The following is a 23,072-nucleotide window of genomic DNA, read 5'->3' as shown; positions in this document are numbered from 1 at the left end:
GTCTCAGAACCTCTCCGGGAAGAGCAGGGCGAGGACGAGGTAACCCAGCAGGGTGACGGCCACGACCAGGCCGACGATGTTCTCGAGGGTCACAGCTTCGTCACCCCCTTGGCGACGAGAGCCACCAGCGCGAAACCCGCGATCGTGGTGAGGACGAAGGCCAGATCGGCCATCGCGAACTCCTGGAGTGAGGTTCGGGAAGTACGGACGTATCGAGGAAAGCGCGTCTGTGGCCGGATCCGGTCGTCCGTTGACGGCCCTCTTACGGCGACACCGACAGCTTTGACGGGACCTTGACGCCTCCGTTCCCGACTGTCGGGAACGCCGTTCGCAGCCGTATCGAGAGTCACGCTCACAGCAGCCGGAAGCGCAGCCGGCAGATCACCGCGTCCGTCTCACGCCGCACGGCATGGGCGACGACTGCGCCCCGCTGGTTCTGCAGCAGCCGCTGCCAGAGCCGCTCGGGCTCCGTCTCCGGGATCAGGACGGTGATCCGGGTGGCCGGCTCCTCCGCCGCCGCCTCACGGACGTATGCGGCAATGGGGCGGCCCAGGCTGCGGCGCTCGCTCACCAGCCCGACCAGTGGCACTCCGGGGTCCCATTCCGCCCAGGAACGCTCCAGGGCGTGCATCTGGGTCCGGTCCTCGGGATCCGGATAGCAGACGGTGACCGCGCGCACCTCGTCACCCAGTGAGGCCGCGGCGGTCAGGGCCTCGGACGTCAGGCGGGAGAGTGACGAGACGGGCACGATCACCAGCGAGCGGTCGCGGTGCGGTGTCTCGGGGATACGGCCCAGGGCCAGCCTCTCGCCGATGCGGCTGTAGGCGCGGTGCACGGCGACGAACGCCGCCACGAGCAGCGGTAGCGCCACCACGACCAGCCAGGCGCCTTCCTCGAACTTGGTCGCGGTGACGACGACGGCCGAGACACCGGTCAGCAGCCCGCCGAGGCCGTTGAGCAGGGCCTTGCCCCGCCGTCCCGGCCCGCGCTCGATACGCCAGTGCCGGACCATCCCCACCTGCGCGATGGTGAACCCGACGAACACCCCGATCGCGAACAGCGGCACGAGCGTGTTGGTGTCGCCGCCGGAGAACACCAGCAGCGCGGCCGAGACGACGGCCAGGGCCAGCACGCCGTGCCGGTGGACCTGCCGGTCGGCCTTCAGGGCGAACACGTGGGGCAGGTAGTTGTCCCGGGCCAGCAGCTTCAGCAGGACCGGGAGGCCGCCGAAGGAGGTGTTCGCGGACAGGGCCAGCAAGATCATCGTCGCGAACTGGATGACGTAGAAGGCCCAGTTGTGGCCGAACGAGGCGTCCGCGAGCTGGGCGAGGACGGTGACGCCCTCGACCGGCTGGAGGTGGAAGCGGGAGATCAGCACCGACAAGCCGATCAGCATCACGCCGAGGACGGCACCCAGGGCGACTTCCGCGCGCTGGGCGCGGTTGACGCGCGGGACGCGGAAGGACGGGACGGCGTTGGCGATGGCCTCGACGCCGGTGAGGGCGGAGCAGCCGGAGGCGAACGCTTTCAGCAGGAGCAGCGCGCCCACGGTGGTCGCGTTGTCGGCCAGGACCGAGGCGTGCCCGGCGGCGGTGGCGGTGCTCACCGGCCCGGACCGGAACAGCCCGACCGCGATCAGTACGACGATGGAGCCGACGAAGACGACGGTCGGCACGATGAACACCTTCGCCGACTCCACGATGCCGCGCAGGTTCACCGCCGTGATCAGCGCCAGCACCACCAGGCAGAGGACCAGCCTGTCGCCGTAGAGGGCCGGGAAGGCGCTGGTCAGCGCCGCCACGCCCGCCGTGACCGCGACGGCCACGTTCAGGACGTAGTCCAGGACCAGCGAGGCGGCGGCCACCAGGCTCGTGCGCGCTCCCAGATGGGCCTTGGCGACCGCGTACGAGCCGCCGCCGTCCGGGAAGGCCGCGATGACCTGCCGGTACGAGGCGACCAGTACCGCCAGCAGGCCGGCGATGGCGAGTGTCACCGGGAGGGTGAATCCAAGGCCGTGTGCCCCTGCGGCGGCCAGCACGAGGACGATCGCCTCGGGGCCGTAGGCCACCGACGCCATCGCGTCCAGGGACAGGGCGGCGAGGCCCGTGACGGCGGTCAGCCGGTGGCGTTCGCCGGTATCGGGGGGCTCTTCGCCGGCGGGGGTCGCACCCGGCAGGACGGTCAGGACGGACATCGGTGCGTGCTCCTTCTTCGTTCGACCGCGCGTATGGCCGACCGGGCTGGCATGCGCGTGAGCCGACGCGCGCGAGGTGCACCAAGCGTGTGTCCGATTCCGGCCACGGCCGACCGGTCCTTGCGGTTTCTTCGCGCCGAACGGCCCGAATTTGACGAGGCCCTGACGGGTGGTGTGAGCCGCGTGACAGGGCCCGTCAGCATCCCATCAGGGTCCCGTCAAAGGTGCGGTGCGACGGTTCCCCGGCTCCCTAAGGTCGCGGCCATGGCACCCCGCAACGACACGCTCGAACAGCGCCACGCCGTGGCACACGATCTCCGCTGGGCGCGGGACGTACGGGACTCGGTCCGCTCCGCAGGCGTGCTGCTGGCCCTGCTGATGCTCATGGACTGGGGCTCCGGCCGCCTCACACCCTGGCGGAGTGCTCTGTGGCTCGCCTTGGGGCTGCTGCTCTTCATCGTGCTGTATCCCGCCCGGGTCTCCGCCGGCAAGGGCTGGCTCGCCTCGCGCGGCCTGCTGCGCGAACACCGCGTCCATACCGATCTGCTGGTGTCGGTCCGCTGCCTCGGGGGTGTGTCCCAGCGGCTCGTGCTGCGGGACTCGGTCGGCGGCCGGGCGGAGATCGACCCCGACGTCCTCCTGAGGAACCCTCGGCTGTGGCTGCTGGTGGAGGCGGGCGCGCGAAAGGCGACGGCCGACGGCATGCTGCTCTGTGGAGCAACCGCGTTGCGCCGCCTCTCCCGGCGGATCGACGGCGAGACCGCCCGCGCCGTCTTCAGCGCCTCTGGCCTGGAGTGAGGTGACGCTCCGCCGTCAGCCCTGCCCGACCGGCCCCGCCGTGTCCAGCGCCGCGCCCGTCTGGTCGGCCAGTGTCACCGCGACGAGCCGGGCCTGGAACGGTGGTACCGGGCCAGGGCCCGGCGTGAGCAGGAACCGGCCGAGGTAGCGGCCATTGCCGTACGCCCGCAACTCGACGTCGTCACGCGCCCACCCGCGCGCTCCGGTCACGCTCCCGTCCTCGATCAGGCGTGGTGGCCGCCCCATCAGCGTCCCGTACTCGAAGCGGCAGGCGCGCAGTCCGAGCAGCTCGACGAGTTCTCCCCGGACGTGGTCGACCACGGTGTCCGCCGAGTTGGCCGACTGGGCGAGGCCCGCCGTCCGGTGGATGCGCGCCAGGTGGGCCGCGTCGGTGACCGTGATGACCTTCAGCCGTCCGGACCGTACGTCACTCATCGCCGCCGACGCGCTCCGCTCACTGGTTCCACTCCCGGGTTCAACTCCCTCGGGAGGCGGGGTGGTTCTCCCTACGGTGCGCCTCCGGGGACGGAGCGGGGCGTCCGTTAGCGCTTTCTTGGCGCCCTCGCCGGGGACTTTGACACCGTCTTGACGTCCCTGGTCCGGACAGGGTGCGGGCGGTGTGCCGGGAAGTCTGGTCGGCGGGGAGCCACGGCGGCTCCTTCGAAGCCCCAGGGGGACGGTATGCGCGGCGTAGGGACGGTTCTGACACTGGTCACCCTGGCCACGGTCGTGGCGACCTTCGCCCGCCGGTGGCGCATTCCCGCACCGTCCCTCCTGGGCGTGGCGGAACCGGCCAGGAAGCGGCGGCCGAGGGTGCGTGTGGGGTGAGACGGGCCGTCGCCAGCGCCTGGCGCGAGCGGATGGGCCCCGGTCCCGTCTCTCAACCCACACCCGGCAGACAGTCACCTACAGAGAGGTCAACCCGATGGCACAGCCCGACCCGACGACTGCCCAGGCAACCCTGGCCGCCCTGCGAGACCGGCACGGGCGATGGGGCCGGAGGCCGCACGTCCAGGGCATGGCGGCGGACTCGTAGCGACGGAAGTACGGCCACAAGTCCGCATGCGGACGGTCGCGTTGCCAAGCGAGGTGGGCGTCGTTCCGGGTGGTCAGATCGGGCCCGGACACCGTGCGGAACCGCATGATGTCCTTCGAGCGAGCATCGGTCCGCCGGTCGTCGAGCGGCTATGACCGACCACCTCACAACTACCCTCTGCTGACGCCTCCTTGATGGGATGGAAGCCTTTCCAACCACCGGTGCGCTCGGCCAGCCGGGAGATGCGCATCGTGCTCATACGGCCGACCGTAGACCTTCGACCTGGCTCGAAGGTCAAGCGTGCTCCGCCTCCACATTGTTCAGAGATTCCTGAATTCAGGATCTGCTGTACCATCCTGCCCCATGCTGAGTCTCGCCACCGACCTCGACGCCCTGACCCGCTTCGGCCGGGCGCTGGCCGACCCGATCCGCTGCCGCATCCTGCTGACCCTGCGCGAGGAGCCGGCCCACCCGGCCGCGCTGGCCGACCTGCTGGAGATTTCGCGCACCCGGCTGTCGAACCATCTGGCATGCCTGCGGGACTGCGGCCTGGTCGTGGCCGTCCCCGTGGGGCGGCGGACGCGTTACGAGCTGGCGGACGAGCGGCTGGGGCATGCGCTGGACGACCTGCGGACCGCCGTGCTCGCCGTGGAAACCGACCGCACCTGCGCGGACGCCGAGACCAAGGACTGCTGCCGATGACCGCGATGTCCCTCGGCCCGGCCCCCGCCCGCCGCGACCACCTGGCCCGGCGGATACGACTCCTGGTCGCCGCGACCATCACCTACAACATCATCGAGGCCGTTGTCGCGATCACGGCCGGCACCCTCGCTTCCTCCACCGCCCTGATCGGCTTCGGTCTGGATTCGGTCATCGAGGTCTCCTCCGCGACAGCGGTCGCCTGGCAATTCTCCGCGTCCGAGCACGCGGTGCGCGAGGCGCGGGAGAAGACCACGCTGCGGATCATCGCGGTCTCCTTCTTCGCCTTGGCCGCCTATGTCGGTTTCGACGCCGTGCGGGCCCTGACAGGCACCGGCGAGGCCGAAGGGTCCGTCCCCGGCATCGCGCTCGCGGCCCTGTCCCTGGCCGTGATGCCTTTCCTGTCCGCCGCCCAGCGCAGGGCAGGACGCGAGCTCGGCTCCGCCTCCGCGGTGGCGGACTCCAAGCAGACCCTGCTGTGCACCTACCTCTCGGCGGTCCTGCTGGTGGGCCTGGTCCTCAACGCCACCCTCGGCTGGTCGTGGGCCGACCCGATCGCCGCCCTGGTCATCGCCGCCATCGCCGTCAAGGAGGGCCGTGACGCATGGCAGGGCAAGGGCTGCTGCGCACCGAACACCACTGCGCCGGGCGGCGCCGGTGCGAGCGCGACCGGGACGGATGCGTGTGGCTGCCGGGCCGGCTGCGACTGCTGCTGACAGGTGGAGAGGGCAGTGCACGGCGAGGCGATGACCTGATCGGTGAGCTCGTCCGAGTCGGCTGGGTGAGGATCTGGGAGACCGTGCACCTGTCGCTGGGTGCCGACGCCGGCCGGACCGCGAGTTTCTTCGCCTGCGGCATGCTCGGCGACACTCTTGCGGCCCTGGGGCTCCCCCCGAACGCGGGCCGGTAGGGAAGCGTCCCGGAGGGGTGATGCGTCAGCGCATGCGCGCCGCGTCGAGCAGGGTGGTCACCGTGGGTGCGACGAGCCCCGTGAGGCTGTCCGCGCCGATGCCCGCGCGGGCGCTGGCACCGTCGAAGACCAGGCTGAGCTGCCGGGCCAGCAGACCGGGATCGTTCGCTCCGCCCTGCTCGGCCTCGGCGCGGAAGAAGGCGGTCAGGTTCTCCTTGACCTGGTGGGCGACCCGGCTCGCGGGGTGGTTCTGGTCCTTGAGCTCGATCTGCGCGGCCAGGAAGGGGCAGCCGTAGAACTCGGGCGCGCCCGACTGCGATTCCACCTGCTCGAAGACATGCAGAATCCGCTCCCGGGGTGAACGGTCGTCGTCCGCCGCGGGAAGGAGTGCCGCCACGTAGACGGAAGTGCGCCGCTCCAGACTCGCCGCCAGCAGTTCGTCCTTGCTCTGGAACAGCTGGTACATGGAGCGCTTCGACACTCCCGCCGCCTTACAAAGCGCCTCGACGCCGATACCGACGCCGTCGCGGTAGGACAGCGTGGCCGCCGCCTCCAGCAGCCGCTCCCTGGGGCTTTGTTTCACTTCGGTGGTCATACCGCGAGGTTAACCCAAAGGGAAGCAAATGAAAACCGATCGGTTTCCAGGATGGCGTGTGGTCTGCGCTATGCCGGGGCCGCCGTCTTTTCGGGCGCCGCCTCCACCGGGATACGGTGCAGCCCCTTGCGGTCGTACCACCCCAGTACGCCGAAACCGAACAGTGCTGCCGCCACGAGGCCGGCTGCCATCATGACCCAGCCCCGGGTCAGCCCCGCGTCACCCTGGGCGTCGTAGTAAAGGATCGAGCGGATGCCCCCGGTGATCTGCCGCAGCGGCTCGAACTCCGCGAGGAAGCGGTAGAAGCCGGGTAGCGCCTCGATGGGGGTGGTGGCCCCGGACGTCGGCACCGCCATCCCGATGAAGACCAGCGTGACCACCAGCATGCCGGGGGTGCCGAAGACCGCGAGAAGGGTGAGCGCGCCGATCCCGCAGACCGCGATGGCGCACACCGAATACAGCCACAGCAGCGGCAGGTGAGAGGCGTCCATACCCATGACGCCGACCGCGCCCCCCATGACCAGGGTGCCCATCAGCAGGGACAGTCCCACCATGAGGGTGCTGCTGATGGCGAGGGTCTGCACCCGGGTCGCCCGGATCAGGGGGCGGTGCAGGCGCAGGGGGCCCATGTCGTTGTGGGTGTAGCCGAGGGCGTGGTCGACCTGGCCGCTGATGACGTTGGCGGAGAGCATGCCGACGACCACGAGGGTGAGTGCGTAGTAGAACGCCGTCAGGCCCAGGCCGCTGTGCGAGTCGAGGGGATGGCCGTCCTCGACCGTGACGGCGGCCGGGTCGGCGAGCAGGACACGTGCCGCGCCGGGCAGCTTCGCCTGCCGCGCGCCGTTCCCCGTGGTCAGTTCCTTGCCCATCTGGAGCGAGGCGTTCTCGGCCGCCTGGGTCGTCGCCGTCCGAGCCAGGCCGGAGCCCAGACTGCCGGCGGACTGATTGGTCAGCACCGTCAGCGTCGGGCGGGCCGGGGCCCCGGTGGTCGTGGTGCCGGTCAGCGCGGTGATGGAGGAGGTGAAGTCGGCGGGGACGACGAGCGCGCCGTACAGCTTGCCCTCACCGAGTTGCTCCTTCATGTCCTTCTCCCCCATCACCTGCCAGTCGATCTTGTCTCCGCTCGCGGTGGACTTCTTGATCGACTCGGTGATCCGAGCTCCCAGGTCGACCTGCTTTCCGTCGACGGCGGCTCCCTTGTCGGCGTTGACCAGGCCGACGGGCAGCTTGGTCATGTGATCGACCGGATCGATGTTGGCGCCGACGTAGAACACGGCGAACAGGAGCGCGAGTACGCCCGTGATGACGCCGTTGGCGATCCACAGGGGTTTCGCGCGCAGGACGCGGAAGGGGTGGATGCTGCTACTCATGACGTACGTTGCTCTTGCTCGGTGGACGCGGAACGCTTCGCCGGGGGCTGCCAGCCGCCGGTGACTTCCTTGACGGGCTTGTGGGGAAAACGGCGTTGGGCGTACTCCCGCGCGTGAGAGCCCGGCAGGACGTAGAGCGTTTCCCTCTTGTCCTGGAGCGGGCGCAGCACGGTGTCCATGAACGACTTGCGGTCGTCCAGGTAGGGGCCCAGGACGTCCTCGCCGGCGGGGCAGACGGCAAGGCAGTAGCCGGACTTGTAGCCGGGGGGTGAGCTCAGGCTCTGCCACATGGAGGCGTTCTCGGAATCGGTGACCCGGGAGCGGTAGTCGGCGGCGTCCTCGCTGTCGGCCACGGTCTGCGCCCAGTCGGTGAACCCGCTCATGAACTCGCGGTAGTTGTGCGTGGTGCAGGCCAGCGCGTCGAAGGCGCCGTCCTTGGCGATGGCTCCGACCGGGCAGGCCGCGACGCACAACTTGCAGTCGATACAGGGGTTGTAGTCCAGCGCCTGCCCGTACTCGCTCACCTCCGCGTCCACCAGCACGGTGACCAGCAGGACGAAGCTGCCGAATTTCGGGTGGATGACGTTGCGGTGCAGACCCATCACGCCGAGCCCGGCGGCCACCGCGACCGTCTTGTGCGCCACCACCCAGATCCGCTCACTGGGGAAGTGGTCCATCTCCTGGGGGAAGCCGACCGACGGATTGAGTGCGCGGTAGCCGGCGTCCTGGAGCGCCTGGGTGACGTTGCGCGCGGCGTGGTTGGCCTGTTCGTCGGCCTGGTGGAACTCCTGGTTGGCCACGCTGCGGGCCGGGGAGCGGCAGTTGTCGCGGTTCATCCGGACCGCCATCGCGATCAGGGTGCGGGTGCCGGGCAGCGCGGACTGCGCGTACTCGCGCTCGCCGGCCAGGTCGGGGTGGTCCAGACTCACCGCGGCCGCGTCGTCCGCACCGGCCGCCAGGCACAGTTCGCGCAGCCAGGCCGCGTCGATCACCGCCGGCGGGCGTGCCGCGTCACCGGCTCTGCGCCGGGCGAGTACGGCCTGTACCGACGGGTGGGCGGTCAGCTTCGCCGGAAGCCTGGGACTCGGCAGTTGTCCCTCGGCGTCGCGCGCGGCAGTCATCCGTGCTCCTCGTGACTCGGGTCCGGAACTCGCCCGCCTGCACGACGAGAAACCGATCAGTTTCATCACCGTAAACTGATCGGTTTCCACGCGCAAGCCCGCGTTGCCGGCCCGAGTCGCGGACCGCCCTCCTGTGAGTACGCGAGCTCCGACGACCCGCTCCCGGACAACACCACGGAGCCGGGCCGTGGGCCGTTCGCCAGAGCGACAGCGCGACAACCTCGAGGTCGGACGCGGAACCGAACCCGCCCGGCCCGCTGCCCGCGGCGCGCTCCCCCATGACGGGTGCCGGATCACCCGCCCCTTCCGGCCACCCAGAGGCCGACACACCCTTCCTCGCACGTCCGCGCCGACCCGCCTGCGCCTGCCGCCCGGGAAGGCTCTCGCGCCGACCGCGCCGCCGACCGCTCTCGCCCTCGGGAACCCAACGCGACTACTCCCTCCGATGACCTTGCGCCTGGAAACCGATCGGTTTACCGTAATGGAAACCGATCGGTTTCTGATTCTTGTGGAGGCAGTCATGACCGCTTTGAAGGGCGCAAACGTCTTCGTCACCGGCGGCAGCCGGGGCATCGGCAAGGCGCTGGTGGAAGAGCTGTACGCGCGCGGTGCCGCCAAGGTCTATGCCACGGCCCGCGACCCGCGCAGCGTGACGCACCCCGACGCGGTCCCGGTGGCGCTGGAGGTCACCGACCCGGCCTCGGTGGCGGCGGCCGCCGCACAGGCGCAGGATGTCACCGTGCTGATCAACAACGCGGGTGCCGCGGTCGGTGCCTCCTTCCTCGACTCTCCGGTCGACGACGTACGCAGGGAGTTCGAGACCAACTTCTACGGCCCGCTGCTTCTCGCCCGGGCCTTCGTGCCGGTCATCGAGCGCAACGGCGGCGGCCACATCCTCAACGTGCACTCCGTGCTCTCCTGGCTGGCCCTCGGCGGCTCCTACAGCGCCTCCAAGGCCGCCCTGTGGTCGCAGACCAACTCCCTGCGCCTGGAGCTTCAGCCGCGCGGCATCGCCGTCACCGGACTGCACGTCGGTTACGTCGACACGGATTTGGCGGCGGACGTCGACGCACCCAAGTCCGACCCGCGTGACGTCGCCGCCCTCGCCCTCGACGGGGTCGAGTCGGGCGCGTACGAGGTGCTCGCCGACGACATCACGCGCCAGGTCAAGGCGGGCCTGGCCGGCGACCTGGCCGGGCTGTACGCCCAGCTGGCCGAGTAGGACAGGAAGGGAGACTGCGAGATGCCCAGCCAGCAACCGCGTCCCACGATTCACATCCCGGGGACCACCAGCCACACCATCGCCCCGCGCGCGGGACACAGACGCGAGGGAACGCTGCGCTACCTCAAGGCGGGCAGCGGCGCTCCGCTGGTCCTGCTGCACACCGTGCGCACCCAGGCGGAGCACTTCCGCCTCCTCATCCCGTTGATCGCGGAGCGGTACACCGTGTACGCCCTCGACCTGCCGGGGATGGGCTACTCCGAGATCGTGCCCGGGGCGTCGTACGACGAGCCGGCCATGCGCGCGGGCGTCGAGCGGCTCCTCACCGAACTCGACCTGCACGACGTGACGTTGGCCGGGGAGTCCATGGGGGCGGTGCTCGCCCTGACCACCGCGGCCGATCTTCCGGAGCGGGTACGGCGCGTCGTCGCGGTCAACACCTACGACTTCCGCGGCGGGATCGCCCGCTCCAGCCTCCTCGCCCGCGTGGTCATCAGCGGTGTCCTCACGCCCGGGGTGGGCCCGGTGATCGCCGGGGTGGAGCCCAAGCCCGCCCTCAGCAAGATCCTGCAGGGCGGCCTGGGCGACAAGAGCGCGCTGCGCGCGGACTACGTGGACGAGCTGCTCCAGGTGGGCGCCCGCCCCGGCTACCCGACCGTCGCCCGGGGCGTGTACCAGAACCTGCCCAGCCTCATCGCGGCCCGCTCGCGCTACCCCGAGGTCAAGGCTCCCATCCACCTCGTCTACGGGGAGAAGGACTGGTCCCGGCCCTCGGACCGGGAGGCCAACAAGCAGCTGCTGCCTGCCGCCGACTTCACGCAGGTGCCGAAGGCCGGCCACTTCATCGCCCTGGAACGGCCCGACGTGCTGGCCGACTTGCTGAACGCGGTGGCGTAAGCGTCCCGAGACCGGATGTCTACCGGCCCGGCGGCAGCGGACCGCGGCCGGTCCTGCTGAGCAGGCCGCCGTACGGGAAGCAGATGGCCCTGGCGGTCGCACTCCTCGACCGGGGCCCAGGGCAAGCGCGACGCGCCCAGGGGGCCCGCGAAGGCACTGCTGAGCACGTCACGTGCGCGAGGCTTTGGCCGGAAGGCCAAAGCGGTCCACGGCGTCTTGGCCGACGCGCACACCCTCTCCGCGCCCCCGTTACGCATCATCAAGGGCCGGAGCGGGAGTCGTGAGAGGAGTGCACGCGTGGACAGTGTGCGAACCAGGCCGCGGAGATCCGTTGGCGAGGCCGGTATCTGCGGCAGGCTGACGCGGCGGCGGGATATCGCCGACCTGGTGGCCGAGGCCGGCGGAAATCAGCTCCGCCGGACCATGGGGCTCACCCAGCTCACGCTGCTCAGTGTGGGTGCCACGCTGGGCACCGGGATCTTCGTCGTGCTCGGCCAGGCGGTGCCCGAAGCGGGCCCGGCCGTCGTCTTCTCCTTCGTGCTGGCCGGGCTCACCGCGCTGTTCTCCGCCCTGTCCTACGCCGAGCTGGCCGGCATGATCCCCGGTGCCGGGTCCTCGTACAGCTACACCTACGCCACGCTCGGCGAGCTGGTCGCCTGGGTCTGCGGCTGGTGTCTGGTGCTGGAGTACGGCGTCTCGGTAGCCGCCGTCGCGGTCGGCTGGGGCCAGTACGTGAACGAGCTGCTGGAGCTCACCGTCGGCTGGACGCTGCCCGCGTCGCTGGCCGCCCCGCCCGGCGCGGGCGGCGTGCTGAACGTCCCGGCCGCCGCGATCGTCGTCCTCGCCATGGTGGTGCTGCTGCGCGGTGCCCGGGAGAGCGCTGTCGTGAACGCGGTCATGGTGGCGGTGAAGGTGGCAGCCCTCGTGCTGTTCTGCGCCGTCGCGTTCACCGCGTTCCGCGCCGGCAACTTCCGGCCGCTGTTCCCGCTCGGCATGGCCGGGGTGAGCGCGGGCGCCGCCTCGCTGTTCTTCTCGTACATCGGCTTCGACGCCGCCTCGACCGCAGGTGAGGAGGCGAAGAACCCACAGCGCGACCTGCCGCGCGCCATCCTTCTCTCCCTCGGGCTGATCACCGCGCTGTACTGCGCGGTGGCCATCGCGGCGGTCGGCGCGATGCCGTGGCAGCGGTTCGCCGGCACCGAGGCCACCCTCAGCGAGGTGCTGATCCACGCGGTCGGCGGTGGCAACCTGTGGCCCATCCTGCTGTCCATCGGGGCGGTCGTCGCCACCACGAGCGTCGTACTCGCCGTGCAGTACGGGCAGACCCGCATCCTGTTCTCGATGGCACGCGACGGGCTCGTCCCGCCGCTGTTCGCCAAGGTCCACGCACGGACCGGCGTGCCCCGTGCCAACACCGTCATCGTGTCCGCGTTCATCATGGTGCTGGCCGCCCTGGTACCGCTGGGCGCGCTCGCCGACGCCACCAGCATCGGCACACTGTTCGCCTTCGCACTGGTCAACGGTGCCGTCCTGATCCTGCGCCGGCGCAGCCCCGGAGCGCCGCGCAGCTTCCGGGTACCGCTGGCGCCCCTGACCTGCACGCTGGGCGCCCTGTGCTGCGGCTACGTGATGTGGGGACTCGGCGCCGACACCTGGACCGCGTTCGGCCTGTGGATGGCCGTCGGAATGGCCATCTACGCGCTCTACGGCATCAGACACTCCCGGCTCGCCCGGCCCGCACCTCAGAAGGAGAGCACGGAATGATCCCGCTGGACCCGGCCGCGAACCCGGTGGGCCTGGTGGACCTGGTGGACCTCACCCGAGCCCTGGTGGACACCCCCTCCGAGAGCGGCGACGAGGCCGGCCTCGCCGACGCCGTGGAGTCCGCGTTGCGCGCCCACCCGCACCTCGGCGTCGTACGCGTCGGCAACTCCGTGGTGGCCCGCACCGATACGGGCCGCGCCGAGCGCGTGATCATCGCCGGACACCTGGACACCGTCCCTGCCGCCGGGAACCTGCCCTCCCGGCTGGACGGTGAGCGGCTGTACGGGCTCGGGGCGTGCGACATGAAGGGCGGCGTCGCCGTCGCCCTGCGGCTCGCGGCCGGCCTCGCCGCGCCGGTGCGGGACGTGACGTACGTCTTCTACGAGTGCGAAGAGGTCGCCGGCGACCGGAACGGCCTGAAGCGCATCGCCGCCGACCGCCCCGACCTGCTCGAAGCGGACCTCGCGATCCTCATGGAACCGTCCGACGCGGGCGTCGAGGCGGGCTGCCAGGGCGTCCTGAACGCGGACATCACGGTGCGCGGCGAGCGCGCCCACACCGCCCGCTCCTGGATGGGCGTCAACGCGGCGCACCGAGCGGCCGCCGCACTCCGGCGCCTCGACGACCACAGCGCCGAGCGGATCGTCATCGACGGACTGGAGTACCGCGAGGGGCTCAACGCGGTCGCCGTCCGTGCGGGCATCGCCGACAACGTCGTCCCCGACACCTGCGTGATCAGCGTCAACCTGCGTTTCGCGCCGAGCCGTTCGCCCGAGCAGGCGGAGGCGTATCTGCGCGCGCTGTTCCCCGAGTACGAGGTGGAGGTCACCGAGGTGGTGCCGGGGGCCCTGCCCGGGCTCGGCCAGGGACCGGTGGCCTCGCTGGTGGAGGCGCTGGGTGCCGTTCCCCGCCCCAAGCTGGGCTGGACGGACGTGGCCCGCTTCACCGCGCTCGGCACTCCCGCGCTCAACTACGGCCCCGGCGACCCGACACTGGCGCACACCGCCGGGGAGTACGTGCCCATCGGGCAACTGCGGGAGTGCGAGCGGCGGCTCGCCGCCTGGCTGGGCGGCTGACCACCCACGCGCGCGTCAGGACCGGCCGGCGCCGCGCAGACCCCCGAGCGTGCGCAACTGCAGCCACAGCACCAACCGCTCGTCCGGGTCGTCCAGATCGACACCGAGGTGCTGCTGCGCCTGCCTGAGGCGGTACCGGCAGGTGTTGGGGTGGACGGCGAGCAGCCCGGCCGCCCGCGCGACGTCGCCCCCGGCGTCCAGCCAGCACACCAGGGTCCTGGCGTAGTCGGTGCCGTGCCCGGCGTCGTACGCCAGGACCTCCCGCCAGGACCCGGCCGTCAACGCCCGCTGCCCGTCCATGAGTTCCCGCAGCCGCAGCAACGTGACCCGGGCCCGTACCTCCGTCACGACGGCGACGTCCTCCCCCGGGCCGAGGACCCGCAGCACCAGGTCGGCATCGTCCCGCGAGCCGCGCACGGCCGCCGGCTCCGCCACCGCCTCGCCCAGCCCGGCCCGCACCCGAATCCGCAGCGCCTGAGCCGCGCGCCGCACGATGTCCTCGGCAAGGCGCTGGTGCCGCTCCTTCCGCCCGCCCGAGCCGCTCGGCTCCGCACCGGTCACCGGCAGCAGCGCGTACACACGCCCGTCGACCAGCACGCACGCGTGCCGCCCGTACCTTGCCTCGCAGTGCAGCCGTACGAGGTCGAGCAGCCGCAGCGCGGTCTGTTCCTCGTCGGGCGTGGACACGGCGCCGTCGAGGGAGAAGGCCACGACCCGCACCAGAGTTCCCTCGGCGAAGCCGAGGCGGTGCGCGGCGCCCACCGGATCGGCGCTGCCGTCGAGGAGACGGCGCAGCAGGTCGCTCGTCAGCTGCCGGGACAGCTCCTCGCCGGCCCGCGCCCGCAGCAGGAGCAGGGCGGCCGTGGACGCGCCACGGGCGAGCGCCTCCTCGCTGTCGGGGGCGAGATGTCCGTCGTCGACGACCCACACCGACCCAAGCGTCTCGCCGCCCGCGCGGATCGCCACGGCGAGCCGCGGCAGTTCCTCGCCGTCCAGCGCGGCGAGGCGTACGGGACCGGGAGCGGCGAATAGGACGCGGTACTGCTCGCTGTTCTCGGGACTGCTCGGCACCTGACGGCCCAGAATGCCCTGCCGTCGGGCCTCGTCGACGGCCTGCCGGGGCAGGGTGGAATGCGCCAGGATCCGCTGCCGGGCGTCCTCGATGACGGTGGCCCCGCCCACCGCCGCGGCCACCGCGTTGGCCAGCGAGAACAGGTCCCCGAACGCCGCTCCGCTGTCTCCCGGTCCCGGCCGGGACCCGATCGCCGAGGCCAGCAGCAGATGGACGTGATGCCAGGCGGCGTCCTCGTCGACGGCGAGCAGCGCGAGGCCGTGGGCCTTCGCCGCGGCCACCGCCTCGGGCTGCGAGGCACCGCCCCGTACGACGAGTCCGGCCACCCCGGCCGCGGCGGCGTCGCGCGCCAGCGGCTCGATCTGGCCCGGCGGCAGCCCGACGGTCAGCACCAGGGCACCGGGCACGCTGCGCGGGAACGGGTCCCCGTGGCCGTACAGCAGGATCTCGGAGACGGGCTTGGCGAGGCCGTCCGCCGGGGCGGTGAGCACGCGGAGCAGGGGCTCGCCGAGGGTGCCGATCAGTTCCTCGAGGGTGCGGGCGTCCATGGCTGGTCGGGCTCCTGGGACGGTGGTGTACGGAGGGGTCGGCGGGTTTCCATCGGGCGATGCTCCCGGTCGGCCTTGGCCGATCGCAACAGCGGCACGTGCCTTCATTGTGCCTGCCGACAACGGCCGCGGCGCCCCGGCGCCGGAGACTCACCGCATGACACCTGTGAGGATCTCCACCGCCGGGTCCGGGCCGGCGGAAGCACCCCGCACGGCCGGGGGAAGAGCGCCCGGTGCCTGGGCGGGCATCGCCGAGGCCGCGGCCCGCACCGCCGCGGTCACGGTCCGTACCGTGCACGACGTGGCCCGTATCCACGCCGTGGCCGACTTCCTCGCCGACGTGTGGCAGACGCCCAGGGCCACCCCGCCGTACCCGGCCGAGGTGCTGCACAGTCTGGTGCACGCCGGCGGCGCGGTGCACGCCGCGTACGCCGCCGGGCCGTCGGGCGAGCGGCTCGCCGGGGCGGCGGTGGCCGTGTTCGGTGCGCCCGCCGAGCGGGACGTGTACTCGTTCGTCGCGGCGGCGACCGCGGCGGGCCGGGGCGTGGGCTTCGCGGTCAAGCAGGCGCAGCGACTGTGGGCGCTGGAGCGGGGCGCCACCACCATGCGCTGGACCTTCGACCCGCTGGTCCGCCGCAACGCCCGCTTCAACCTGGTCAAGCTGGGCGCGGTCGGCAGCGAGTACCTGGTCGACTTCTACGGGCCGATGAACGACGGAGTGAACGACGGCGACGAAAGCGACCGGCTGACCATCACGTGGGACCTGGCGACGGGGACCACGCGCGCGGACGACCCCACCGCGGACCGCTCGGCAGCCGACGTCGTGAACCGGGCACCGGACGACGGACCGCTCGCCCTGCGCGACGCGGACCGGCTGTGGTGCCGCGTGCCCGAGGACATCGTCGCGCTGCGCGCCGCCGACCCGGCCCTCGCGCTCGCGTGGCGGCACGCCGTCCGCGAAGTGTTCACCGAGGCGTACGCCGAGGGCCTGCGCGCGACGGCCATGTCACGCGACGGCTGGTACCTGTTGACCCGTTCGTCGTGCGGCAGCCCCGGCGAGACCTCCCACGAGAGGCAGCGATGAAGCTCGAACGCGTGGAACTGCTCCACGTCGCCATTCCGCTCGTCACCCCCTTCCGCACTTCATTCGGAACGATGACCAGCAAGGACACCTTCCTGCTGCACGTGGTGACCGACGAGGCCGAGGGCTGGTCGGAGTTCGCCGCCGACCCCGAGCCCCTGTACTGCTCGGAGTTCGTCGCCGGTGCCGAGATCGTCATCCGGGACTTCCTGCTGCCGCGCGTGACCGCTCTCCCCGCGCCGACGACGGCGGCCGTCGCTCCCGCCATGGCCTCCGTCAAGGGCCACGAGCTGGCCAAGGCGGCCCTGGAAACCGCCCTCCTGGACGCCGAACTCCGCGCCTACGGGATGTCCCTGGCGACGTTCCTCGGCTCGGTGCACGAACGGGTGCCCGCGGGCGTCTCGGTCGGCATCAAGAACTCCGTGCCCGAACTGCTGGACGACGTCGAGCGCTACCTCGCCGAGGGCTACCTCCGCATCAAGCTGAAGATCGAGCCGGGCTGGGACGTGGAGCCGGTGCGCGCGGTACGCGAACGCTTCGGCGACGCACTCCCGCTCCAGGTCGACGCCAACACCGCCTACACGCTCGCCGACGCCGACCATCTGCGCAGACTCGACGACTTCGGGCTGCTGCTGGTCGAGGAGCCGCTGGAGGAGAACAACCTCCACGCCCACGCCCGGCTCCAGCAGCGCCTGCGCACCCCGATCTGCCTCGACGAGTCGATCCACTCGGCGCGCGACGCCGCCTCCGCGATCGCGCTGGACGCCTGCCGGGTCGTCAACGTCAAACCGGCCCGCGTCGGCGGCTACCTCGAAGCCCGCCGCATCCACGACGTGTGCGCCGCCCACGGCGTGCCGGTGTGGTGCGGCGGCATGCTGGAGACGGGCATCGGCCGCGCCCCCAACCTGGCGCTGGCCGCCCTCCCGGGCTGCACCCTCACCGGGGACACCTCGGCCTCCCGTCGCTACTTCGCAGAGGACATCACGGAACCCTTCACCCTCCACGACGGCCACCTCCCCGTCCCCACGTCCCCCGGCATCGGCATCATCCCCCTCACGGACGCACTCGCGCGCTTCACGATGTCGAGGCGGGAGCTGTACGCGGTACGGCGGTGACGTCGAGCTCGATCGGAGGACAGCGGAAGCAGCGAGATCGGCCCGCAGGCCAACAGAGTTCGCGTACCCCGGTCGGTGTCGCACGTGGACACGGGTGAGGTGAGCAGCCCGCCAGCCCTGCGAACCGCCTGCACAAGCCGTCGGAACCGGCGCGGACGAATGGACTGCCCTTCGCCGGCCTCGGCCGGTGGGTCATGGCGTGGCATCAAGCCGCCATGACCCACCGGCCGGTGTCTCTGGAGACGGACCTAACGCCGATGATTTCCGATGGTGATGATGCCCTTCGTCCTGGCGCCGGTCTTGTTGTCGTAGAGGACATCGCCGGTGGACTTCTTCCAGATCTTGATGCGGAAGCTGTCCGGGCCGTCGGTGGCGGTGACTCTGAAGGCGTAGCCGCTCTTGCCGCCCACCGTGCCGGTGCCCTGGTAGACGGCCTGGGAGCCGTTCACCACGAGCCAGTCGGAGCCGGTCGAGCGGAAGGTGAGTCGGGCGGAGCCGAGGACGAACGTGGCCTTGCCGGTGGGGACAGTGGCTCCCTTCCGGTACTGGGCGCCCAGGGTGAACGCCGCCTTTCCGGTCAGCCCCGGCCTGGCCGGGTAGGCACCGGCCGGCGAGGTGATCGTCCCGGCGCCGGCGGCGGGCCCGGCGGCACGGTCGTAGACGATCAGCTCCGCGAGCGTGGTGGTGTCCGTGCCCTCGTCATCGTCGGTGACCGTGACGACCGGGCGGTGGATGCCCGCGTCGTCGTAGACGTGTGCAGCGCGGCAGCCGGAGTCGGTGACGGTGCCGGTCGTCGGCCGGCTGCCGTCCTTCCAGTCGACTCTGCAGGTGTGGCGGTCGGCCGTGCCCGCGTCGACGAAGGAGGCCGTGACCACGGCGGCCTTGCCCACCGGGACGGGCGAGCCGGGGCCCTTGGCGGATGTGATCGTCGGGGCGGCGTTGGAGACCTTGACGGTCGCGGTGTCGGTGCCGCGCCCGCCGGTCAGGGTGACCTGGAAGGTGCCGTCGTCGGTGCAGGTGAGGGTCGTCCGGGCCGCCGCGGGGTCCTTGACGGCGCACGGGGCGCCGTCCTGCACGGTCCACTTGGGGGTGCCGGCCCCGGAGACGGTGCCGGCGAGCGTGATCGCCTCGCCCTCGGTGCCGCCGGCGTCCGGCCCGGCGCGGACGACGGTGACCGGGTCGATGCCGCCGAGGGTCGGGACGACCTTCTTGATCAGGCCGTCGGAGTCGAACTCCAGCTTGTCGATGGTCGTTTCGCGGTGGGTGCCGTCACCGCCGGGGATGGCGAAGCGGTGGTAGGCGATGTACCAGTCGTCGGTGTTGGGGACGTGGACGACGGAGTGGTGGCCCGGGCCCTTGATGCCCAGAGACAGGTCCTTCTCCAGGATCACGCCCTGCTTCGTCCACGGGCCGGTGGGCGAGGGGCCGGTCGCGTAGGCGACGCGGTAGTTCTCGTCCCGGGTGTCGTTCTCCGACCACATGAAGTAGTAGGTGCCCTTGCGCTTGATGACGAAGGTGCCCTCGTTGTAGCCGCTCGGGGTGATGTCCGTGACCTTCGAGGTGTCGATGGAGGTCATGTCGTCGCTCAGCGGGACGACGTAGGCGCGGCCGTTGCCCCAGTAGAGGTACTGCTTGCCGTCGTCGTCGGTGAAGACCGCCGGGTCGATCATCTGACCGCGGAAGTCACCGGCCTTCAGCAGCGGCTTGCCCAGGGCGTCCTTGAACGGGCCGGTGGGCGAGTCGGACACCGCGACGCCGATGTTCGCGTCGGCGCAGAAGTAGAAGTAGTACTTCCCGTCCTTCTCCGTCATCGCCGGCGCCCAGGCCCGGCTGTCCGCCCAGCTGACGTCCGGCCCCAGGTCGAGGATGACGCCGTGGTCCTTCCAGTGGACCAGGTCCGTGGAGGAGTAGGCCTTGAACTGCGTGCCGCTCCAGCCCTCGAAGCCGTCGGTCGTCGGATAGATGTAGAAGGTGTCGCCGAAGCGCACGATGTTCGGGTCGGCGTTCAGCCCCGGCAGGACCGGCGTCTTCATGATCAGCGCCGAGACCTTCCAGGTGCGCTTCTTGCCGTCCGACCCGGTGACCTCGTACGTCACCGGCCGGGTGAAGTCGCGCACGCTGCCGGAGGCGGGACTGATGCTCGCGCCCTCGGCGAGCGCGAACTCCGGTGCCAGGGCGGTGAGATCGGCGCCCGCTTTCATCGGCAGGGTGATCGTGCCGCCCGCGTTGTCGATGAGCGCGTCGACCTTGAGCTGCGGGTGCGTCGCCTTGGCGATGCCCGTGGTGTTGCCGCTGAGCTCCATGACCTCGGCGCCGGAGAGGGCGCGGTCGTAGACGCGGAAGTCGTCCACCTCGCCGCCGAAGTAGGGGTCGGCCGCGTACAGGGAACGGCCGATGTAGCCGCTGTGGTCCTTGGCCGCGTCGTACAGCTCGGACGGCTTGATGGTGGTCGTCGTGCGGGCCGCCTCGACGCCGTCGGCGTAGAGGACCATCGTGCCGGTGGTGCCGTCCAGCGTCACCGTGACGTGCCGCCACTGCCCGGGCGTGAGCTGCGAGCCGGCCGTCAGCTTCGACTCTGCGGACCAACTCGCCTTCGTGATGGCCGAGTAGAGGCTGGAGCCGCCGTTGGACGGGGTGGCGAACAGGTACTTGTCGCTGTCGGGCCCGAGCCCGAACAGCCACTGGAAGCTGCTGCCGCCCTTCCACTTGGCGTACGTCGACACCGTCACGCTGTCGGCGTTCTTCAGCACACCGTTCGGGATCTTCACGTACGGCGAGTCGGAGTCGCCGGACATCTTGAACGAGCCGCCCTCGACACCGGTGCCGAACTCGGGCGTGCGTACATAGGTGCCGTGGTGTCCGTGCCCGCTGGAGTCACGGGCGATGCTGCCGCCGGTCTCGTCGAAGTCGTAGTGCAGCAGCAGGTCGGCCGGGATGTCCGGCCCCTCGTCGGACACGGTGACTTCGGCCCGGACCGGGAGCGCGGCGCCGTCCGGCAGACTGCCGGTCACGGTGAAGGTGCCGGCCTGGGCGTACTTCGACGCCGGTACGTTCTCCCAGGTGACCGCGACGGGACGCTTGACGCCGTCGGCGTACTCGGCGATCACCGTGGCCGGAAGCACCGGCGCCCGGCCGATCCCGGTCTTCACGGAGACGCTTTCGACGCTCCGCACGACCTGGTCCGGCTGGTAGGCGCGCAGCAGCCGGTCGTACTCGGCCTGGGTGACCGGGAGCACGGTGCCGTGGCGGGGCTTGGCGGGCAGGTCGTAGCCGGTGGAGGGGGTCCAGGTGCCGGAGTCGAGGTCGGTCGTCTCGAAGGGGATGTAGCCGCGGCCGCCGAACTCGTCGAGGAAGGCGTACCACTTCTCCTCGGTGTTGGACTTGAACACCAGCGGTCCCTCGGCGGCGTTCATCGCGCCCTTGCCGATGCCCTCGGCGACGGCGGTCCAGGACGGGTTCAGGATCGAGTCGCTCTTCTCCTCGAAGATGAACTTGCTGTTGGGGGTCGAGGAGCTGTTGTTCCGCTCGTCCTTGGACAGGCGGTAGTACGTGCCGTCGTGCCGGATCATCGTGGAGTCGATGACCGAGTAGCCGCGGTCGATCCAGACCTTGGGTTCGCTGAAGGTGTAGAAGTCGCGGGTGGTGGCGTACATCATGCGGTTGTACGTGTCGCCGGAGTGGTCGGCGTTGTCGTAGAGCTTCGACGCCCAGAAGACGACGTACTCGCCGCGCTCGGCGTCGTAGAACGCCTCCGGCGCCCAGGTGTTGCCCGCGCTGTCGGGTGAGACCTTGACCAGGCGCTGGTTCGTCCAGTGCACCAGGTCGGTGGACTCCCAGACCATGATGGACTTGCTGCCGGTGCGCTGGGAGGCGTCCCAGTCGCCGTTGCCGTAGATCCTGAGGTCGGTGGCGATCTGGTAGAACTTGTCGCCCTCCGGGGAGCGGATGATGAAGGGGTCGCGCAGGCCCTTCTCGCCGAGCGTGGAGGTGAGGACCGGCTTGCCGTCGTTCAGTTCGCGCCAGTGCAGCGGGTCGTTGCCCTTGCTGAGGGCTGCGTAGAGCTGTTCGCCGTCCGAGGTGCCCTCGCCGGTGAAGTAGCTGAACATGTAGCCCTTGAGGGCCGCCTCGGCGGGCAGTTCGGGCACCTCGGCCGTCATGACGCGGGTGGCCTTCGCTTCGCCCTTGGTGACGGTCGCGGTCAGCTCGACGGTGGTGGCGCCGTCGCCGTGCGCGGGGCGGTGGACCTCGCCGTCGGCGGAGAGGACGTCAGGCCTCGCGGAGGACCAGGTGACGGCCGTGCCGTACTTGCCGCTCTTGGGCAGGGTGAGGTTGCCGCGTGCGTCATCGAGGTTGTGGACCGTGAGCGCCTCGGCGGCCTGCCGGGTGGCGGCGTCGTCGTCGAGCGCGGGCCGGACCGTGATGTCGAAGGTCTTGGTGCCGGTCACGGTGCCCTTCTTCAGGGTCGCCGTGAGCGTGGCGCGGCCGTCCGGTGAGCCGGCCTCGGGGCGGGTCACCTGGCCGGTGTCGGACACCACGGACGGGTTGTCGCTGTCCCAGCTGATGGAGGAGCCGCCGGCCGGTCCCGTTCCGGGCAGGTCGAGGTCGGAGGTGACGCCGCTGGTGTCACCGAGGCTGAGGGCGTCCTTGTCGTCGGCGACGCCCTGTGTGGCGACGGGGAGGGAGAGCTGCTCGACCTCCGGGCCGTCCAGTGCCCGGTCGTACACACGGAAGTCGCGTATCCGGCCCTTGAAGAGCTTGTCGCCGTCGTAGACGGACTTGCCGATGTAGTTGGCCTTGGTGGTGCCGGAGCCGATGGCGCCGGGCGTGGTGGTGACCGAGCTGTTGCGGCCGACCTCGACGCCGTCCTCGTAGAGCACGCCCGTGGAGCCGGTCTGGGCGTAGGTGATGTGATTCCACACCCCGCGGGTCAGGTTGTGGGAGTCGGACGGCTTGGTGGTCTGCTCGGTCGACCAGTTGCCCGTCGCGACGGAGGTGCGGAAGGAGTTCCCGGTGGTGAACAGGTAGCCGTTGCCCGTGCCCGCGCTGGTGTTGCCGAAGCCGTAGAGGAAGTAGGGCGTGCTCTGGGCGGAGTCGATCAGTACGTCCATGGAGACGGTGATCGAGTCCATGCCCTTCATGACGTCGTCCGGCACCTTGATGTAGGTGTCCGACCCGTTGAAGGCGAGCCCCTGACCGGATGCCGACCAGTCGGCGGTGCCACTGACCGTGCCGTTCCGGCCGTTGCCGGAGACGTCGGTGACGGTGCCGCCGGAGCTCGCGTCGAGCTTGTACCACAGGGCCAGGCCGTCGGTGATGTCCGCGGCTTCGGCCGCCGGGGCCGCTGGTTCCGCTTGCGCGGGAGCGGCGGGTCCGGCGAGGGTGAGCAGCATCGACGCGGCGGTCAGTCCGGCGAGATGGCCCGCCCAACGTCTCGCGCGGCTGTGAGGTCGTGCGCATCGTGCGACGTGCGTCATGTCGAGGTTCCCTGCTGAGGCATGGCTGATGACGGGCAAGGCGGAACGCGGAAACGAGGAACCGACGAGGCGACGGCAAGTCCTTGCCGTGGGCCTGCCG

The 23,072-nt window shown here is 71.0% G+C and carries 17 protein-coding genes; 9 read left to right on the top strand and 8 right to left on the bottom strand.

Annotated elements, in window-relative coordinates; genetic code table 11:
- Positions 1-3: 3 nt before the first annotated feature.
- Both kdpF and OHU35_RS40345 read right to left on the bottom strand, forming a co-directional pair.
- Positions 4-93: a K(+)-transporting ATPase subunit F gene (kdpF, locus tag OHU35_RS40350; protein ID WP_189727462.1), complete on the bottom strand. Its 90-nt coding sequence runs from the start codon at positions 91-93 to the stop codon at positions 4-6.
- Between the two features lie 259 nt (positions 94-352).
- The gene (locus OHU35_RS40345) at positions 353-2,194 is read right to left on the bottom strand and encodes an APC family permease (RefSeq protein ID WP_405508952.1); all 1,842 of its coding nucleotides are present in this window, start codon (positions 2,192-2,194) and stop codon (positions 353-355) included.
- Between the two features lie 264 nt (positions 2,195-2,458).
- Here OHU35_RS40345 and OHU35_RS40340 point away from each other — a divergent pair, with 264 nt between their 5' ends.
- Positions 2,459-2,992 carry a hypothetical protein gene (locus tag OHU35_RS40340; RefSeq protein WP_405508950.1) on the top strand — a complete coding sequence of 178 codons (534 nt, stop codon included), beginning with the start codon at positions 2,459-2,461 and terminating at the stop codon, positions 2,990-2,992.
- Between the two features lie 15 nt (positions 2,993-3,007).
- Here the strand turns inward: OHU35_RS40340 and OHU35_RS40335 are convergent, their stop codons facing one another.
- Positions 3,008-3,427, bottom strand: a complete 420-nt coding sequence (locus OHU35_RS40335) for a hypothetical protein (RefSeq protein ID WP_405508948.1) — start codon at positions 3,425-3,427, stop codon at positions 3,008-3,010.
- Between the two features lie 964 nt (positions 3,428-4,391).
- Here OHU35_RS40335 and OHU35_RS40330 point away from each other — a divergent pair.
- On the top strand, positions 4,392-4,730 hold the full coding sequence (locus tag OHU35_RS40330) for a metalloregulator ArsR/SmtB family transcription factor (RefSeq protein ID WP_359892285.1): 339 nt from the start codon (positions 4,392-4,394) through the stop codon (positions 4,728-4,730).
- Positions 4,727-5,443: a cation transporter gene (locus OHU35_RS40325; RefSeq protein WP_405508947.1), complete on the top strand. Its 717-nt coding sequence runs from the start codon at positions 4,727-4,729 to the stop codon at positions 5,441-5,443. Before OHU35_RS40330 ends, OHU35_RS40325 begins: the two co-directional genes overlap by 4 nt.
- A gap of 219 nt (positions 5,444-5,662) precedes the next feature.
- Here the strand turns inward: OHU35_RS40325 and OHU35_RS40320 are convergent, their stop codons facing one another.
- The 3 genes from OHU35_RS40320 to OHU35_RS40310 form a co-directional block, all read right to left on the bottom strand.
- Positions 5,663-6,232 carry a TetR/AcrR family transcriptional regulator gene (locus tag OHU35_RS40320; RefSeq protein WP_405508946.1) on the bottom strand — a complete coding sequence of 190 codons (570 nt, stop codon included), beginning with the start codon at positions 6,230-6,232 and terminating at the stop codon, positions 5,663-5,665.
- Positions 6,233-6,300: 68 nt separating this feature from the next.
- Positions 6,301-7,602 (bottom strand): DUF3533 domain-containing protein, encoded by a 1,302-nt coding sequence (locus OHU35_RS40315; protein WP_405508944.1) that lies wholly within the window; start codon positions 7,600-7,602, stop codon positions 6,301-6,303.
- A complete protein-coding gene (locus OHU35_RS40310) occupies positions 7,599-8,723 on the bottom strand; it encodes a 4Fe-4S binding protein (RefSeq protein ID WP_189727470.1) in 1,125 nt (374 codons plus the stop codon). Before OHU35_RS40310 ends, OHU35_RS40315 begins: the two co-directional genes overlap by 4 nt.
- Positions 8,724-9,243: 520 nt before the next feature.
- Here OHU35_RS40310 and OHU35_RS40305 point away from each other — a divergent pair.
- The 4 genes from OHU35_RS40305 to dapE all read left to right on the top strand — a co-directional run bounded on the left by OHU35_RS40305 (position 9,244) and on the right by dapE (position 13,682).
- Positions 9,244-9,945 carry an SDR family oxidoreductase gene (locus OHU35_RS40305; protein WP_189727471.1) on the top strand — a complete coding sequence of 234 codons (702 nt, stop codon included), beginning with the start codon at positions 9,244-9,246 and terminating at the stop codon, positions 9,943-9,945.
- 21 nt (positions 9,946-9,966) lie between these two features.
- Positions 9,967-10,842: an alpha/beta hydrolase gene (locus tag OHU35_RS40300; protein WP_359892294.1), complete on the top strand. Its 876-nt coding sequence runs from the start codon at positions 9,967-9,969 to the stop codon at positions 10,840-10,842.
- 297 nt (positions 10,843-11,139) lie between these two features.
- A complete protein-coding gene (locus tag OHU35_RS40295; RefSeq protein ID WP_359892296.1) occupies positions 11,140-12,606 on the top strand; it encodes an amino acid permease in 1,467 nt (488 codons plus the stop codon).
- A complete protein-coding gene (gene dapE / locus OHU35_RS40290; protein WP_405508940.1) occupies positions 12,603-13,682 on the top strand; it encodes a succinyl-diaminopimelate desuccinylase in 1,080 nt (359 codons plus the stop codon). The genes OHU35_RS40295 and dapE overlap by 4 nt, the downstream gene beginning before the upstream one ends.
- A gap of 15 nt (positions 13,683-13,697) precedes the next feature.
- On the opposite strand, the gene OHU35_RS40285 is transcribed toward dapE, so the two are convergent.
- The gene (locus tag OHU35_RS40285; RefSeq protein WP_405508939.1) at positions 13,698-15,302 is read right to left on the bottom strand and encodes a PucR family transcriptional regulator; all 1,605 of its coding nucleotides are present in this window, start codon (positions 15,300-15,302) and stop codon (positions 13,698-13,700) included.
- A 157-nt stretch (positions 15,303-15,459) separates the two neighbouring features.
- Between OHU35_RS40285 and OHU35_RS40280 the strand changes: the two genes are divergently transcribed.
- Together OHU35_RS40280 and menC are read left to right on the top strand one after the other, a co-directional pair.
- On the top strand, positions 15,460-16,386 hold the full coding sequence (locus tag OHU35_RS40280) for a chorismate synthase (RefSeq protein ID WP_229873203.1): 927 nt from the start codon (positions 15,460-15,462) through the stop codon (positions 16,384-16,386).
- Positions 16,383-17,498 (top strand): o-succinylbenzoate synthase, encoded by a 1,116-nt coding sequence (gene menC / locus OHU35_RS40275; protein ID WP_405508938.1) that lies wholly within the window; start codon positions 16,383-16,385, stop codon positions 17,496-17,498. The genes OHU35_RS40280 and menC overlap by 4 nt, the downstream gene beginning before the upstream one ends.
- 248 nt (positions 17,499-17,746) lie before the next feature.
- Here the strand turns inward: menC and OHU35_RS40270 are convergent, their stop codons facing one another.
- Positions 17,747-22,972 (bottom strand): family 43 glycosylhydrolase, encoded by a 5,226-nt coding sequence (locus OHU35_RS40270; RefSeq protein ID WP_405508936.1) that lies wholly within the window; start codon positions 22,970-22,972, stop codon positions 17,747-17,749.
- Positions 22,973-23,072: the final 100 nt, after the last annotated feature.

Origin of the sequence: Streptomyces purpurascens (genome assembly GCF_045040895.1) — a bacterium.
In the GTDB taxonomy this organism is placed as follows: domain Bacteria; phylum Actinomycetota; class Actinomycetes; order Streptomycetales; family Streptomycetaceae; genus Streptomyces; species Streptomyces purpurascens.
The sequence above is the reverse complement of the archived record's forward strand: the minus strand, read 5'-3'. Positions and strand labels throughout refer to the sequence as shown.